This is a genomic window from Ensifer sp. M14 (assembly GCF_003355565.1).
GTDB lineage: Bacteria > Pseudomonadota > Alphaproteobacteria > Rhizobiales > Rhizobiaceae > Ensifer.
In genome coordinates this window covers 101,904-116,817 of record NZ_QJNR01000018.1, presented here as the reverse complement: position 1 = coordinate 116,817, position 14,914 = coordinate 101,904, and the positions used below count along the sequence as shown (strand labels likewise).

Genomic DNA, 14,914 nt, shown 5'->3' with positions numbered 1-14,914 from the left:
ATCCTCTTTATGCGGCCTGAACCTGCTGGAGATCGAAAAGAGTGAGGTAACGCCCAGCAGTCGTGTCGATATCATCAGGCCGAACGGCTCTGCCTGACAGTTGACGCAGTAGCGTCGGCTTTTCGATGATCTGACGCATGGCGCCCGCAAGCTGGCGCGGATCGTCGGGAGCGACGGTCAGGCCGTTGACGCCGTTCCTCACAAGCTCAGCCATTCCGCCGATATTGCTAACGATCACCGGGCGGCCCTGCGCCTGTGCTTCCTGGATTACCAGCGGTGCATTTTCCCACCAGATGGAGGGCACGATCGTGCAGTCGACGGCGCCGATAAGGGCGGCGACATCATCCCGCCGATATGGTCCGCGTCGCTGCACCTGGGGTGCCGTTTCGGAAAACAGGCGCGCGATGTCGGCAACGAATTCAGGGGTCTGGAACGGGGCGCCGCCGTGGACGCGCAGCTCGAAGTCGACGCCGTCAACGATCAGTTGACGCGCCGCTTCCAGCAGCACTTTGGTCCCCTTCCAAGGGTTGAGGTTGCCGAAGTAGCCGAAGACGGGGCGGCCGGCCTTGGGTTTGTTACTGCTGGTCTCGAATGCTCGGGCCGGCAGGCCGTTGGGGATGACCGAAATACGGCTTTCGGCAATTCCCCATTCGACATATCGACGCTTCAGGAACTCGCTCGGTGCGACGAAACCATCGATCGTGCCCAGTAGCGCCTTGAGATGTTGTTCGCGCAAGGCGAAGCGATCGGGCTTGATGTCTTTGAAACAGGCATGGCAGCGGTCCGGGCTCGATCCGTGGCAGAGTTCCCGCTTGTCGGTACGCACCATCAGCCCGTCATGGTGGCAGATGGGGTAATAGTCGTGCAGCGTCATGACGACCTTGCATGCCGGCAGCGTCCTGCGCACGATATGCGGGAACTCGACGCCCATCAGCAGGATATGGTGAAGGTGCACCACATCCGGTTGGAATTCGCGCAGCAGTTCGGTGAGATCAGGGACGAACCCGTAGAGATCGATCTGGCTCATGAAAAAGCGATCGAAATGACCCGCCCAAAGCAGGATTTCGTCGCCCGTCGGCCCAATGGCCTGGAAACTCGTGCCCGGCCTTGCCTCGCGATGAACCTGGTTGACCGCACCCAGGAACAGCGCCTCGTGTCCTGCCCGTTGGTAGGCGCGGAAGAGATCGTGCGCGAAGACTTCCGTGCCGCCGGGATGAAGGGCCGGATGATTGTGGGCCACGACGAGAATGCGCTTGGTCATGCAGCGCTCCGTCGACGCTCGCCCACGAGAATGTCCTGATAGTGGGTGCCGCCCGGTGCACGCCAATGGCCGAAGGATTTGAGCACGACCGAGAGGCCAGTGCGATCGAGCGCACCCTCCAGAAAACCATCGTCGAAACCGACCGCTGCGAGCGGCGGCTGGTCCGGCACGAACCAGCAGGGGCCCTGGCCGGCGCGCGCGAAGGCGAGGCGCGGGTCGCGGCGGCCCGTGGCGTTTTGTCTGGCGACGTCATCAACGATGAAGGCGGTCATGAACAAACGGCCGCCCTGTGCCAGCACCCGGAAGATCTCAGCCAAATAGGCCATCACCTCGTCTGCTGGCAGGTGCGTGACAACCGATGTCATGATGATGAAATCGAATTGCCCGTCGGCAAACGGCAGTTTCAGCTCACGCCCTCTGATCTTGCCGGAAGGGTTGTAGAGGTCATGGGCGATGTCGAGGCGCTGGAAGGCGAAGTTCGGGTAGGTCGGCGTCACTGTCGACCTGCACCACCGGATACCACCCTCCACGGGGTCCAGGCCTTCATAGCGGCCGCGGTCGCCATCGAGATATTGGGTGAGCGGAACGGCCATGCGGCCGATGCCGCAGCCGATATCAAGGACGCGATGATGCGGCCGCAAGCCGCCCTTTCGGATAAAATGGCCGAGAAACTCGGCGCCGATCGCCCGGAAATCGCCGTCGCCGACGAAAATGCTGTTGGCGTCCGGCTGCGGAAGGAACCGGTTGCGCGAAACGCTGTCGGTCAGCCAGGAAAGATGCGCATCGTCAACGGGCGGCGGTGTACCGATTTCATCGCGCGGCAGGGCATCGATCATGCATTTGTCCATTCAAGTGTGCGGTCATCGGGGGACACGGGTTCTCTTTGCGGTCGAACATCGCGCGCCATCAGCGCGGCGATGTCATCGTCCCAGCGCTGGGTGTGGAGCCAGGAGTTGTATTGGCTGGCGACCCCGCGCATGTAGTCCTGGCTGCGCCGAATCGATTGGCGCTCGAAGTGATAGAGACATGCCGACGGCTCGTAGCCGATCTCGAAGCCGGCCCGGCGGATCTTCAGGCAGAGGTCGCTGTCTTCATAGTCACCGATGATGTAGTCCTCGGTGAAGCCGCCGACGCTGTCGTAGATATCCCTCGAGGTGACGAGGCAAGCTCCGGTGACGCCGGGAACGGCTCGAGCCAATTGCGCCGGCAGATAATTGCTGGGCATGCCCTTATGGAAGTGGTGGTTCAGCCAGATCCCGCGCTGGTCGCGGCCGAAATAGAGGCCAGCGTGTTGTAGAGACCTGTCTTCGAAGATCAGCCTCGGGCCGATCGCACCGAATTCCCCGCGCATGATCGGTTCTATCAGGGTCTGCACCCAGCCCGGTTCGCAAGGGACGACATCGGAGTTGAGCATGACAAGCATGGAGCCACGAGCCATGCGTGCGCCGGTGTTGCAGGCCCGCGCGTAACCGCCGTTCCGGTTCATGACCACCAGTCGCATGGGGAGCCCGTGCAACAGGTGCAGCCCGCCGAGAAGATGCTCGGTCTCGTCCTGTATTTCCGGAGAATCGAGCACGAAGACCAGTTCGGCATTTTCCATCAGCCAGGGGTCTGTCGCCATGCCCGACAACTGGAAGCGGAGAAAGTCGAGGACCTTGTAGAGCGGGATCACGATTGATACGAGCGGCGCCTGCTGCGGCAGGCCATAGTCTCTCGTGCGCTTTACCTCGACCGTCTTGCCGAGACGTTGCTCGACTTCTCTCAGCGCCGGCGCGAGGATCGTGCGGAAGGCGTCGTCGATCGCGTGTTGCGGTGGAACTGCGCGCAGGATCTGGTTTCGCTGCAACACCGGTTCGAAAGGCTGCGGCGGCGGGATGAGGGATTTCACAGCGCCTGATGCGAACCGCATCTGAAACCGTGGCTGCAGCAGCGGGCCGAGCGGCTGATCAAGGGGTAGGCGGGCCACGAAGCCGGTCACATCCGTCTTCGATTTGTCGGCCTGCGTCTGCGCCCAACCGGGGAATTCGTAGATGTTGCCGTCGAGCGGCACGGCTTTGCCATCTGCCTGCAGGTAGTCGATGCCGGCGAGCATGGAGGACGGATCGTGATACCAGCCGCCGACGAGCAGGCTGTCGGAAAGGGCGAGCGCCAAGTCTACCTGTCCAGATGGCTGTTGCGCCGCTCTCTGGACGTGGCGTTCTTTGAGGGGCGCGCGGATTTGCAGGTCGATCGCGGTTGCCGGTCCGCCGTTCGGCCAGGTGGCGAGGTGCTGAATGAGCAATTCTCGCAGTTCGACCGCGTCACGATTGTCCGCCCACCAGCGCGTCAGGCCCGGACATTGCGCATCGCGCTCGGAAAGCTGCCTGATGGCGGCGCCGTTCTTGCTGAGCAGCACAAGCTGAAGCGGGGGGCTGAGGTTCGGCATTTCGGCTATGAAGTGGCAGGCCTGCCAGGCTCCTTTCGTGCGGCGCCGGACGATAGCCTTGGGCCGCAACTGGCTGACACTTGCCGCGCCGACCACGTAAATCGAAAGCTTGTCGTCGAACTCCGCGTTGATCGTCGTCTCGACCAGGTACCGTCCGCGGCCAAGTTCGCAGGTTATGCGCGCCGGCCGAGGCAAGGGTGCCAACGCATTGAGAGCGTCTTCGACGATCAGGCAGAAATAGGGATCTCCGGCAACTTTGAATGCGCTTCGCCAGGTTGTCAGCACGACGTTGAGAAACCGGATGCGCGCTTCCGGCGCGAGTTCCAGAAACAGTTGCTCCATGTCGAGGGGGGGCAGGTTGCTCGCAGGTTCGATGTTGATCTGGACCGCCCTATCGCTGCATTCCGTGGCAATGACGGCCGGCATCGGCACTCTTGTCGTCCGCATGGCCCATAGCGTTCGCTGCTGTCCGTTGGCGAGCGATAGCGTCACGCTGACGAGTGGGACGGGCGGCTTTGCCATCGTCAGCATTGGCCGTGTGGGAATTGGCAATGCCGAAGGCAGGTCCCAGATGAGAACAGCCAGGTCCGATCCTAGACGGAATGCCCTTGCGTCCCGAAGATCGGTATTCGGCTGCTTGATATCGCTGAACGGCAAATTCGATCCCTCTTGGAGTGCGCGCCCTGCGGGAGGAATGCAGGGCACGCATCGTCCACGCTTAGTGAACCGTGAAATAGTTCTCGGGATTTGCGTGAATGTCGTCCACGTCGACATTGACCAGGGTCAGTGAATCGCCATGGCCGAGGTCGATGATGACATTGCCGCCGACCTGGGTGATGCGCGAGGCGAGGTCGTCAGGCGAGGTGATGTCGAGACCGTTGATGCCCTTGGAGATCTGCAGCAGATCTTCGCCGGGTGTGAAGTCGAGGATGACGTCGTTGCCGCCGCCGCCATCGAAAACGAAAACGTCGTTGCCGGCTCCACCAACCAGGAGGTCATCGCCAGCGCCGCCGTTGAGGACGTCGTTGCCATCACCGCCAAACAGCGTGTCGCTGCCTTTGCCGCCGGACAGGAAGTCGTTGCCCTGACCGCCAAGCAGAATGTCGCTGCCATTGCCGCCGAACAGGAGATCGTCACCCCATCCGCCGGTCAGGATGTCGTTGCCGTTCTCGCCATAGAGAACGTCGTCGCCTTCGCCGCCAAACAGCGAATCGTTGCCGTTTCCGCCGAATAGCTGGTCGTCACCTTCGTCGCCGAAAATGATGTCATGTCCGTTGCCGCCGCTCACGAAATCATCACCCGCTCGGGCATGGATGAAATCGTTGAAGCGAGAGCCGAACAGCGCGTCGTCGTATGCGCCGCCTTCTAGTGTGGCCATCTGCCTCTCCTCTTGGTGGATAAATCGCATGTCCACCGACCGGGTCGATGTTGATGCTTCGGGAGTGTGCATCGGCCTAGAGTATATTTCAACAGCGATTCCATGATTAAAACGTGAAATCTTCGCGTTGTTATTGTCATTATTTATGGGTATTTGATCATCGATTTAACATATACTTAGTTTGCATCAATTGTATCGGCATTTTGGCGCAACAATAATTCAAAACTTGTAGTAATTTACTGCATACTTCGTCCTTGTAAGCCTGATTCAATCTTCCCGGAAGGCGCGATTGAAGCTCTCCGTCAGCGGCGACACGAGGTAGTCAATCGCACGACGCGCCTTGTGAACGATCAAAACTTCGGCCGGCATGCCCGGGTAGAGGCGGACATCGGGATCGGCGGCAAGGGACGTCGCATCGATCTTGGCGCGAGCGGTGAAATAGGAGACGCCCGACTTCTCGTCGACCGACTGGTCTGCGGCAACATAGGTCACCTCGCCGTTGAAGGGCAGGCGCGAACGCTGATTGTAGGCGGTCAGCCTGATCTGCGTCGGCGAGCCCACCGATATGCTGTCAATATCGCGCGGGTTCACCCGCAATTCGACGACCAGTGGTTCGTCTTCGGGGACGATTTCCAGGAGGGGCTGGCCGGGCGTGACGGCGCTTCCAGGGGTGCGCAGCCAGATGTTGCTGACCACGCCTGCCTGCGGTGAGCGGATTTCCATGCGCCGCAGCACATCCTTTGCCGCGATGATCTGCTCTTCGACGTCCGTCAGGTCGATGCGCGCCGTCGTAATCTCTCCGGCGATCGTCGATTGAAACTCGCTTTCGATGCCGATCAGAGCAAGCTGGGCGCCAGCCTTTGCTTTCTCCGCCCGCGCCTTGTCGCCTGCCAGTTCGCCGCGCGTTCTTGCAAGCTCGCTCAGCCGCGTGTCGACCTCTATGAGCTTGGCGCGCTGCACGAAACCTTTCTCGACCAGCGTGGCGATCGCGGTGCGTTGTTCGGTGATGAGGGCGATCTCGCGATCGGTCGCTTCGACCTGCGTGAACAGCGATTTCGTCTGCTCGCCATATTCCTCGATCGTTTTCGTCTGAACGTCGACACGTCCGGACTTGGCCTCGTGCCGCTTGTCGAAGAAGACATTCTCCGCCTTGATCGCTTCATCGACGGCGACGCCGCCTGCTTCGCGGAAGTTGTCCGGGAAGGTGATCGTAGTTGCACCGTCCTGCTCTGCCTTGAGCCTGGCTAGCCTTGCGATCAGGCCGATGCGACGGCTGGTGAGAGCGTTCAGGTTAGAGCGTGCCCGCGTATCTTCCAGCAGGATGAGCGGCTGCCCCACAGCGACCTGTTCGCCCTCCTGAACCAGAAGGCGCCCCATGACGCCACCTTCGAAGTGGCTGATCGTCTTGCGCTTGGAATCGACGATGACGCTGCCGTTGGCGACCGTCGCACTGCTGAGTTCGGTCGATACCGCCCAAGTGAAGAAGCCGCCGAAGGATACGAAGATCGTTGCAAACCCGGCGACCATCAGGCGGCGAAGGGCGCGCTCGGCACGTGCGTCATCGACCTCGGCGGGTGGCGGCGCGGACCGCGCCACCAATTTTACCGGGGAGCTGACATTGGACGTGGAGGACTGAGGTTCGAGCGGAAGCAGGTCTTTTTCGGTCATTTGGAAGCAACCTCTCTCAAGGTTTCGCCAGGACCTGGCACAGCGGTCAAGATATCCGTTCGCGGCCCAAACTGGCTGATACGACCATTTTCCAGGACAAGCAGCTTGTCGGCGACCTGCATGATCGATGGTCGGTGCGCGATCATGATGACGATAGCGCCCTGGTCGCGCATCCGTTGGATTGCGCGCACCAGCGCGCGCTCACCGAGCGAATCGAGGTTGGCATTGGGTTCGTCGAGAACGACGAGACGCGGGCGATTGTAGAGGCAGCGCGCCAGCGCAATGCGTTGGCGCTGTCCGCCCGAAAGCGTCAGATGGCCATCGCCGACGGGTGTGTCGTAACCGAGGGGCAGGCGGCCGATCATCTCGTGGACTTCCGCCAGTCGAGCGGCTTCGATGACCCTGTAGGGGTCGCCGTCTTCCATCCGGGCGATGTTTTCGCGGATCGTGCCCTCCAGCAGCGACACCGATTGTGGGAGATAGCCGACCTTTTCCCCAAAGGATCCGCGCTCCCAGAGATAGGTGTTGTGACCGTCGAGAAAGACACCGCCCGACGTCGGCTTCAAGATGCCCACCAGCAGCCTGGCAAGCGTCGACTTGCCGGCCGCCGAGGGGCCGACGACGCCCAGTACTTCGCCGGGGGAAAGCGAGAAGGAGACGCCCTTGATGATCGGCACCTCGACGCCCGGGACGGCGTAGACCAGTTTATCCACAATCATGTCGCCAGCCGAATGCGGTGTCGGCGTCGTCTGGCGGATCGCCAGATCTTCGCCGATCGCCGCCTCGATCCGACGCCAGCCGGCGACGGCAAGCACCCACTGGCGCCAATTTTCGATGATCGTGTCGAAGGGGATAAGCAGGCGACCGACGAGGATGCTTGAAGCCATCATCGCGCCGGGGGTGATGGCCTGATCAAGTACGAGCAGCGCACCTGTTGCAAGCGTGATGACCTGGATCGAGTACCGCAGGCTGCGCGTCAGCGACGTCATCGCCTTGCTCCTGCTTCCTCCGGCTTCGAGTGCGCCCAGAGCGTGGATTTGCAGGGTGCGCCAGCGCCTGGCAAGTGCGGGCAGCATGCCCATCGCCTCGATCGCCTCGGCATGTCTGAGCGAGCCGGCGATCTTGGAGACGGCCTCGACATTCGCCTGATTGGCTTCCTTGGTCAGCTGGCGCGTTAGTATGTCGTTAACCAGCCCGCAGCAAATCAGCACTGCCACCGATACAACCCCAACGAGCCCGAACAGTGGATGGAGCAGGAATAGGGCCCCCAGAAAAATTGGCGACCAGGCGGCGTCGAGCGGCGCGACGACCGCCGACGAGGTGAGAAAACCACGCAATTCCGACAGGTCGCGAAGGGATTGTGCCGCGCGCGAAAGCCCTTGATTTACGGAGGCTTGCACCGCCGATGCCAGAACCGGGGCATTCAGCCTTCGCACGATCGCGCTGCCCATCGCCTGAAATGCAAGGGCCCGGATCAAGTCGAGAACGCCATAGACGACCAATGCGCTGATCGCGAGCAGCGTCAGCATCGTGAGCGTATCGAAGCTCTGACTGTTGAGAACCCTGTCATGAACCTGCAGCATGAACAGCGGTATCGTCAGCTGAAGCAGGCTTATGCAGACACTCAGCAAGGCAGCGTAAAGCGATACGGAAAGAAACACACGTTTGGCCTGCAGCATTAGCAATCGTGGATTGATAATCTCGTCCTGGCGCATAACCCCTAAAATTTGACCGTTGCTAATCGTCTCGTTCCGAACAGTATCACGCATGGGCGGTTGCCTGAAGTTAACGTTAAAGCCCTCCGTGGAGGACGGCTGGCTTTAAATTAGGTTGGAGCATAGTATTGCTTCGCTATTTGTGGCACGAAAGTAAGAGGTAATGCAAGTTTGAGGTCAAAGGGAGGGGGTTGGTGTATTTAGATTTACTTCAAGATTTGAAGTAAATTTCGAAATGGAGAGTTGGATGAATGAAAGAGTACTCTATCCGTCCACGGGGATCAAAGATGTGTCGTTGCTCCAGCAGGAGGAGCAAGCGTCCACGGCGGTAGGAGCCCAAGATCAAGCGGACGCCGCGAGCGATTGCCGACAGCTGACCTATTTCGAGCTTGCGCGCCTGATGGAGAGGGTGAGCAGGCGGTTTTCCGGCTTGGTGCGCGCCGAGCTGACCAAGCTGCGCGTCGACGACATCGGTCCAGCCCAGGCCATGGTCCTGCTGGCGATCGGCGATGCCGAGCTTTCGGTCGCCGAGCTGCTGGATCGCGGGCACTATGTCGGCTCGAACGTATCGTACTACCTGAAGCAACTGGCCGATGGAGACTACATCGACCGGGTTGCCTCCCAGCGCGACAAGCGTTCGGCGCGCATCAAGCTGACGGAAAAGGGCCGGCTGCTTCGGGCGAACTTGCGCGATGCGGCGATGGCCTATGAGCGGGCACTCAATCGCGGCCATCAGGATCGTCAGAACCTGGAGACCGCCTTCCAGACCCTGCATCAACTCGAACTCGTCTGGGGCAGCGCGTCACGGTACGACATGTGACCGGGCGGAACCCAATGTGCACGTCATTCAGGTAGCGGATTAGTAGCATGCATGTGGCATTTGTTCATCGGCGCGGCTTCGGCCAGTTCGCCGCGTTGGCGGCTGACCTGGTTCAGTCGGGCAACAGCGTCAGCCTGATCACTGAAACCGTGGATCAGAAGATCCCATCCGTACGCGTCATTCGCCACCGGGCCGAGGCTGGCCCAAGGGCCTCCGCAGCGATCGCCCGACACATGGCTGTCCCGGATCACCACACCCGGATCGGACACCGGGTTGCCGAAACGCTCGACGCGATGGCGCGGCAGGACATGACGCCCGATATCGTCGTCGGCCACATCGGCTGGGGCAGCATGATGTTCGTCAAGGATGCCCTTCCTCGCGTTCCTGCCCTCGGGTATTGCGAGTTCTTCTATCGATCGCATGGCGCCGACATCGGCTTTGCGGCCGACGACCAGCCTGATCTCGAAGAGCGCAAAAGATTGCGGCTGCGCAACGTCGCACAGCTGCTGTCACTGGAAGCCATGGATGGCGGCATCAGCCCGACTGAATGGCAAAGGAGCCTCTATCCCGCCGATACGCGTGAGCGCATTGCCGTCTGCCACGAGGGTATCGATACGGCGCTGTTTCGTCCCAACCCTGCGGCTTCGGTCAGGCTTCCTGATGGTCGCGTGCTGAAGGCCAACGATCCGCCCGTCGTTACTTTTGTCGCGCGCGACCTTGAGCCCTACCGTGGGTTCCCTCAGGCGCTGCAGGCCGCCGCTCAAATCGTGCGTAAACGTCCCGATGCGATCTTCGTCTTTGTCGGAGGGGAGGGCACCAGCTACGGACCTCCTCCTCCTGGCGGCGGCTCTTGGAAATCCCATCTGCTCGCCTCCCTCGACGTGCCGGCAGACAACATCATCTTTCCGGGCGTTGTCCCGCATCACATCCTTCGCCAGCTTTTCCAGGTCTCGGCGGCGCATGTCTACATGACCTATCCCTTCGTGCTTTCGTGGTCTGTGTTGGAGGCCATGGCCTGCGGCGCCTTGATCATCGGCTCCGACACGTCTCCGGTTCGCGAAGTCATCCGGACAGGTCACAACGGCATCCTAGTGCCCTTCTTCGATGTCGACGCACTCGCCGAAGCAGTGCTTGGCGCGCTGAGCAATCCACAGGCCTCCATCAGCATGCGGGCGGCCGCGCGAAGAACCGTCGAGCGGCGCTTCCGGCTGGAGGACTGCCTGCTCCGCCAGCGAGAGCTGATAACGGCGATGACAGGCCGTCCAGCTACGCCGTAGCAACGGCGTCAACTAATACTTCAAATATTGAAGTATATGTGAAGTTTATTGTTGTGGTTGGCAAGTATTTTACCGTTGTGCATCGCAAAATTCACTGCTACGTAGTCAGTGTGATGAGTGGTTTCGACAGTATATCTGCCGTCCATCCGGAACTCCACCGATATGCGTTATCGTTTCTTCTGAGGGCGTTACGTGCAAGAAGTAAGACAATCCGCCATGGGCCATCGGCTCGGTTTGAAGAAGCTGTTGCTGGCATCGGATCGCGATCGGTCGATCCTGCAGGGCAGCAACGTCGCCCATCTCGTGGATTACCTCGAAACCGATGGTGGTTCCTTCGATATGTTGAAGGATAGCTTTCCGATCGCTGCGATTGCATTTTCCGACAAGGGCGAGGCGGATCTGAAGAAGGGGCTGGCGCGGCTTTCTGCCTTGCGCACCGTTCCGGAGTTGGCGGTCTTGCGCCTTGATCCCGCCAATGTGACGGAAAGCTCTGCTCTTCTGCGCGCGCTTGTCGAAGACGGGGTCGGGCGTCTGGCCCGATACACGTCCTCGATCACGTCCGAGCTTGCAATGCTCCGGCGCGAGCGTGAAGAACTCTTTGAAAACTATCGTCTCCTGGAAGACGCCTTCCATGCCCGAAACTGGGAGCCGGTTGCCGAAGTCTTTGCCCATGATCCCTTTGCCGATCCAAAGGATGAGGGCGTGGGACAGCTGTTGAGCAGCGCGTTCATCGAGCAGCTTCTTCCCGTCTCAAGCCTCGGCGTGGCAGGCTTTTCCCTTCATCTCCACGCATTGCCGAAGGGCAGTGGAGAGCTGATTGTTACCTTGAGCTATCTGGAGAGCGGAGAAGGCATTGCGGAATGGAACGTTCCCTATGGCGGCCTGGTTTCCGGTTGGAACTTCTTTTCGCTGCCGCGTGCCTGCGGTGGCGCGGCGAGGACCCTTCGTCTGCGCGTATCCGCCAGCGGCTCGGACGCACTTGGCCTTTCGCTTGGGCATCATATCGCCAGCGAGCGATACTCGGCGCGCTCGGAGCACCCGCATCCTGACCTCGATCTGCGCCCGCTCGCGTTCAGAGTGTTCACGGGTCTGCCTGGGGTCAAGCCTGCCAGCACTGCGAACATGATTGCCCCCACCAGCTTGCTGGAAGGGCAATTCACCGTCGATTACAGGCTCGGGCTGGACAAGCTCAGCCAGATTGCCGACGTTTCCGTCACTCAGATCGTCCCGGATTTCCAGACCATCCGGTTTCTCGACCACGAACACGCAATCGTCTGTCATCCCCTGGCAAGCGGCATTTCGGCCGGCGCGATCAATCGCGCCATCGAGCCTGGAACGGTCTCGTTGTCGGCAAGCGCCATTATCGATCACCCCAAAGGCGCGCCGGCAGCCGTCAGCTTTCTGTTGAGCCCGGCCAGTTCGAACGCCCGCGCGGAGGTCGCTGAACTCGCCCGCAAGGGGACGGTAAAACCCTCGACCGTGTTCAGCGGTTGGCGAGAGGTCGGTGCTCAGCAATCGATCAGCATCAGCATGCAGATGGACGAGGCGATCCGTGTTCCGATGGATCTGATCATCCTTAGCAGGGCGGCGGGCGACAGCGTCGATTTTTGCTGGCTCAAGGTGTCGAGCTTCCGGCTGGTCAAGCAATCGACGGAGGCCCTGAATGTCCGGTAATCCGGAGGCTGATCTCATCGCGATCGCGATGCCGCTCTACGGTCATGCAGCGCTTGTCCTGGAAGCGATCGAATCCGCACTGGCGTCCGACCTCAGCAAATCCCGACTTGCGATCGTTGTTTCGGTCGATGGAGACCCGTGCCACGAGACATTCGACCAGCTGTTGCTCTACGCCGCGACCCATCCATTCATTCACGTGATATTCGGCCGCAATGCGGGACCGGGTGGTGCCCGCAATCGCGCCATCGACTTCATTGTCGAGCGCCTGCCCGAGGCTCGGGCGGTGTATTTCCTCGACGCCGACAATCGTGTTCTACCGCGAACGATCGAAACGCTTTACCAGAAGCTCATCGATACTGCCTGCGGCTGGGTCTATACCAATATCGACACGTTCTCCGTATCCTGGCGTGCGCATTACGGCAATCAATACTCTAGGCTGGCGCATTGCATCACGGACAATATTTGCGATACGGGCTCCCTGATTTCCATCGACGTTTTCCGCTCAGGCGTGCGCTTCAGCGACGACCGGCAGAACGGCTTTGAAGACTGGGAATTCTGGTTGTCCTGTATCGAGAACGGCTTCGTCGGGGTGCCCTGCCACGACACGGTCTTTGAGTATCGCTTGCGTGCCGAAAGCCGGTTCAAGGAAGCCAACCGGGAGCGCGCCACATCCGTCAGCTACCTCAGAAAACGCCACAAGGCCCTCTATCGACGGCCGATGCTCGTGGACTTCGAGCATGAGGAGGCCCCGCGCTATCTCTTCGCGCGTACAGAAAATGCGTCGATCTCGCTGTTTACCGATCCGACCAAGTCGCCAACCGTGCTTCGCCTCGATGATATCATCCCAGCGTTCTGGGCGAATGTCGGCGAACCGGACAACGTGCATTTCCCGCCCTTTCTCGTGGCAGGCAGCGGTTCGGCGTTCGACCTCTTGCTGCGCTCACGCATGCTTCCAAACATTCTCGCCCACCTGGAGCGGTTGAGCGAAAATACCAACGCGTTGTTCGTGCAGCTTGCCAATGACGGCGCGAAGCGCGGGATCGAGGCGGTTGCCCTGCCGGCTGGATCTCAGAATGTAGGATCTGCGGACCTCGTTTTCGTTCCGACCCCGCTCGTCAGGGACGTGATCCTGAACAATGCGGTGGAGTGGTTCGCATCGATCGGCAACCAGCAGGTCTGGCCGACGGTGACGTTGCTGAAGGTTCGCTTTCCTTTCCCCAAGAGCCTGCCGCGCCGATCGCTGATCACGCCGCAGCAGATGATGGTCAATTGCATCAACGCGATTGCTTCAAGCCCCTTGCGTCACACCTCGGGCAAGCGTTGGACATGGCGGCCTTCGCGGTTGGTGCCCTATGGCGAGCTCTATAGGGAACTGCGGAGGGAAGTCGGTGGCTCGCCCGTCCTGCCGCTCGGGCACAGCGCTGGCAAGCGGACCGCAGCACTTCTGGTGCCGAACGCCTCCTTCGGCGGCGCCGAGAAGGTCGTTTATGCCGTGGCGCGAGAACTGAAGCGAACCGGTTTCGAGACGCATCTGTTCGTACTCGGCAGCGCGAAGATGGACGTCATCGACGAGTTCGATCAGAGCTTTGATCACATCCACTTCTGGGATCTCGGCGTTCCCGCATGGGGTGGGTCAGGCTCCTTCCTCGGCCAGGACTTCATCGCCGAAGAGCATGGTGTCGATTGGCAAGCGTTGAAGGGCCAGCTTTCGGGTTTCGACCTGGTGATCAACAACCATGTCATGGCCGTCCATCCCCTGATCGCCCGGCTGCGCTCCGAGGGGACGCGCACGGCATGCTATCTACACGTCGTCGACAACACCGCCTTCAAGCGTCCGGCAGGCCAGCCTTTTGCCGCCATTGCCCACGAACATTGCTATGACGCCTTCCTGACCTGCTCGGAACAGCTCAAGACCTATCTGCACAGTTTCGGCGTGCCGCACGCAAAGGTCTTCGCGGTCGCAAACAGCGCCGGCTTTTCGGTCCCGCCGAAAGTTCAAACCGAAGTCTTCACAGCCCGGAGACAGCCGCGCGGCGACGCGCAGCTGCGCGTGCTCTACCTAGGGCGGCTCGACCGTCAGAAGGGCATCGATCGGCTGGCCGCGACCCTGTCCGAGCTCCGCGCAAGGAATGTTCCGTTCGAGGCGCGCGCCATCGGCGGGGAAATTCTCGCCGATACCAGCGTCTCCTGGACTGAACGATTGAAGGATCTTTCGGTTGACGTCCGTCCACCGGCCTTTGCCACCAAGGAACTCATCAAGGCGCTGTCCTGGGCGGATGTGCTCGTCATGCCCTCGCGCTGGGAGGGGGCACCGCTCGTCATAGCCGAAGCGCAGCAGCTCGGATGCGTTCCGATCGCCACATCGGTCGGGGCCGTCGATGAACTGATCGTCGATGGCGAAGACGGTGTGCTGATCCATGCGGCGGCCGATCCCGAAGTCGTCCGGTCGATGACCGAAGTCATCGAAGCGGTAGCCCGCAACCCTGACCAACTTGCTCCGCTGATCGAAGGCTGCATCAAGACTGCAGCCCGTCGTTCGTGGACATCCTCATTTTCGCAGTTTCTCGCGTGGTGCGACACCTCGGTCGACAATTCGTCCCAGGCAAGAACGGCCGTCTTTCCCTCGGATCCGGCGGTTGATGCCGGCATCCGGGCGGCCGGTTGAGCCCACGCCAGTTTTTTAAGCAGAAAGGTCG

At 60.7% G+C, this 14,914-nt stretch carries 10 protein-coding genes; 4 read left to right on the top strand and 6 right to left on the bottom strand.

Going from position 1 to position 14,914, the window contains the following annotated elements:
• Positions 1-7: 7 nt before the first annotated feature.
• The 6 genes from BLJAPNOD_RS33005 to BLJAPNOD_RS32980 all read right to left on the bottom strand — a co-directional run bounded on the left by BLJAPNOD_RS33005 (position 8) and on the right by BLJAPNOD_RS32980 (position 8,501).
• Positions 8-1,261, bottom strand: a complete 1,254-nt coding sequence (locus BLJAPNOD_RS33005) for a glycosyltransferase family 4 protein (protein ID WP_115422932.1) — start codon at positions 1,259-1,261, stop codon at positions 8-10.
• On the bottom strand, positions 1,258-2,097 hold the full coding sequence (locus BLJAPNOD_RS33000; RefSeq protein WP_115422931.1) for a class I SAM-dependent methyltransferase: 840 nt from the start codon (positions 2,095-2,097) through the stop codon (positions 1,258-1,260). The genes BLJAPNOD_RS33005 and BLJAPNOD_RS33000 overlap by 4 nt, the downstream gene beginning before the upstream one ends.
• On the bottom strand, positions 2,094-4,208 hold the full coding sequence (locus BLJAPNOD_RS32995) for a glycosyltransferase family 2 protein (RefSeq protein WP_244611196.1): 2,115 nt from the start codon (positions 4,206-4,208) through the stop codon (positions 2,094-2,096). Before BLJAPNOD_RS32995 ends, BLJAPNOD_RS33000 begins: the two co-directional genes overlap by 4 nt.
• A 196-nt stretch (positions 4,209-4,404) precedes the next feature.
• Positions 4,405-5,064 (bottom strand): calcium-binding protein, encoded by a 660-nt coding sequence (locus BLJAPNOD_RS32990; protein WP_077502438.1) that lies wholly within the window; start codon positions 5,062-5,064, stop codon positions 4,405-4,407.
• A 267-nt stretch (positions 5,065-5,331) separates the two neighbouring features.
• Positions 5,332-6,732, bottom strand: coding sequence for an HlyD family type I secretion periplasmic adaptor subunit (locus BLJAPNOD_RS32985; protein WP_115422929.1), 1,401 nt, complete (start codon positions 6,730-6,732; stop codon positions 5,332-5,334).
• Positions 6,729-8,501 (bottom strand): type I secretion system permease/ATPase, encoded by a 1,773-nt coding sequence (locus tag BLJAPNOD_RS32980; RefSeq protein WP_077502436.1) that lies wholly within the window; start codon positions 8,499-8,501, stop codon positions 6,729-6,731. Before BLJAPNOD_RS32980 ends, BLJAPNOD_RS32985 begins: the two co-directional genes overlap by 4 nt.
• Before the next feature lie 193 nt (positions 8,502-8,694).
• Between BLJAPNOD_RS32980 and BLJAPNOD_RS32975 the strand changes: the two genes are divergently transcribed.
• The 4 genes from BLJAPNOD_RS32975 (at position 8,695) to BLJAPNOD_RS32960 (ending at position 14,883) form a co-directional block, all read left to right on the top strand.
• Complete coding sequence (locus BLJAPNOD_RS32975; protein ID WP_077502435.1) at positions 8,695-9,267, top strand: MarR family transcriptional regulator; 573 nt, start codon at positions 8,695-8,697, stop codon at positions 9,265-9,267.
• Positions 9,268-9,314: 47 nt separating this feature from the next.
• The gene (locus BLJAPNOD_RS32970) at positions 9,315-10,544 is read left to right on the top strand and encodes a glycosyltransferase family 4 protein (RefSeq protein ID WP_115422928.1); all 1,230 of its coding nucleotides are present in this window, start codon (positions 9,315-9,317) and stop codon (positions 10,542-10,544) included.
• A gap of 216 nt (positions 10,545-10,760) precedes the next feature.
• Complete coding sequence (locus tag BLJAPNOD_RS32965) at positions 10,761-12,218, top strand: DUF6212 domain-containing protein (protein WP_115422927.1); 1,458 nt, start codon at positions 10,761-10,763, stop codon at positions 12,216-12,218.
• Positions 12,208-14,883, top strand: coding sequence for a glycosyltransferase (locus BLJAPNOD_RS32960; RefSeq protein WP_115422926.1), 2,676 nt, complete (start codon positions 12,208-12,210; stop codon positions 14,881-14,883). The genes BLJAPNOD_RS32965 and BLJAPNOD_RS32960 overlap by 11 nt, the downstream gene beginning before the upstream one ends.
• Positions 14,884-14,914: the final 31 nt, after the last annotated feature.

Coding starts and splice junctions, on each gene's coding strand:
- BLJAPNOD_RS33005 (WP_115422932.1), bottom strand. CDS start 1,261: ATGACCAAGCGCATTCTCGTCGTGGCCCACAATCATCCGGCCCTTCAT.
- BLJAPNOD_RS33000 (WP_115422931.1), bottom strand. CDS start 2,097: ATGATCGATGCCCTGCCGCGCGATGAAATCGGTACACCGCCGCCCGTT.
- BLJAPNOD_RS32995 (WP_244611196.1), bottom strand. CDS start 4,208: ATGGCAAAGCCGCCCGTCCCACTCGTCAGCGTGACGCTATCGCTCGCC.
- BLJAPNOD_RS32990 (WP_077502438.1), bottom strand. CDS start 5,064: ATGGCCACACTAGAAGGCGGCGCATACGACGACGCGCTGTTCGGCTCT.
- BLJAPNOD_RS32985 (WP_115422929.1), bottom strand. CDS start 6,732: ATGACCGAAAAAGACCTGCTTCCGCTCGAACCTCAGTCCTCCACGTCC.
- BLJAPNOD_RS32980 (WP_077502436.1), bottom strand. CDS start 8,501: ATGCGTGATACTGTTCGGAACGAGACGATTAGCAACGGTCAAATTTTA.
- BLJAPNOD_RS32975 (WP_077502435.1), top strand. CDS start 8,695: ATGAATGAAAGAGTACTCTATCCGTCCACGGGGATCAAAGATGTGTCG.
- BLJAPNOD_RS32970 (WP_115422928.1), top strand. CDS start 9,315: ATGCATGTGGCATTTGTTCATCGGCGCGGCTTCGGCCAGTTCGCCGCG.
- BLJAPNOD_RS32965 (WP_115422927.1), top strand. CDS start 10,761: ATGGGCCATCGGCTCGGTTTGAAGAAGCTGTTGCTGGCATCGGATCGC.
- BLJAPNOD_RS32960 (WP_115422926.1), top strand. CDS start 12,208: ATGTCCGGTAATCCGGAGGCTGATCTCATCGCGATCGCGATGCCGCTC.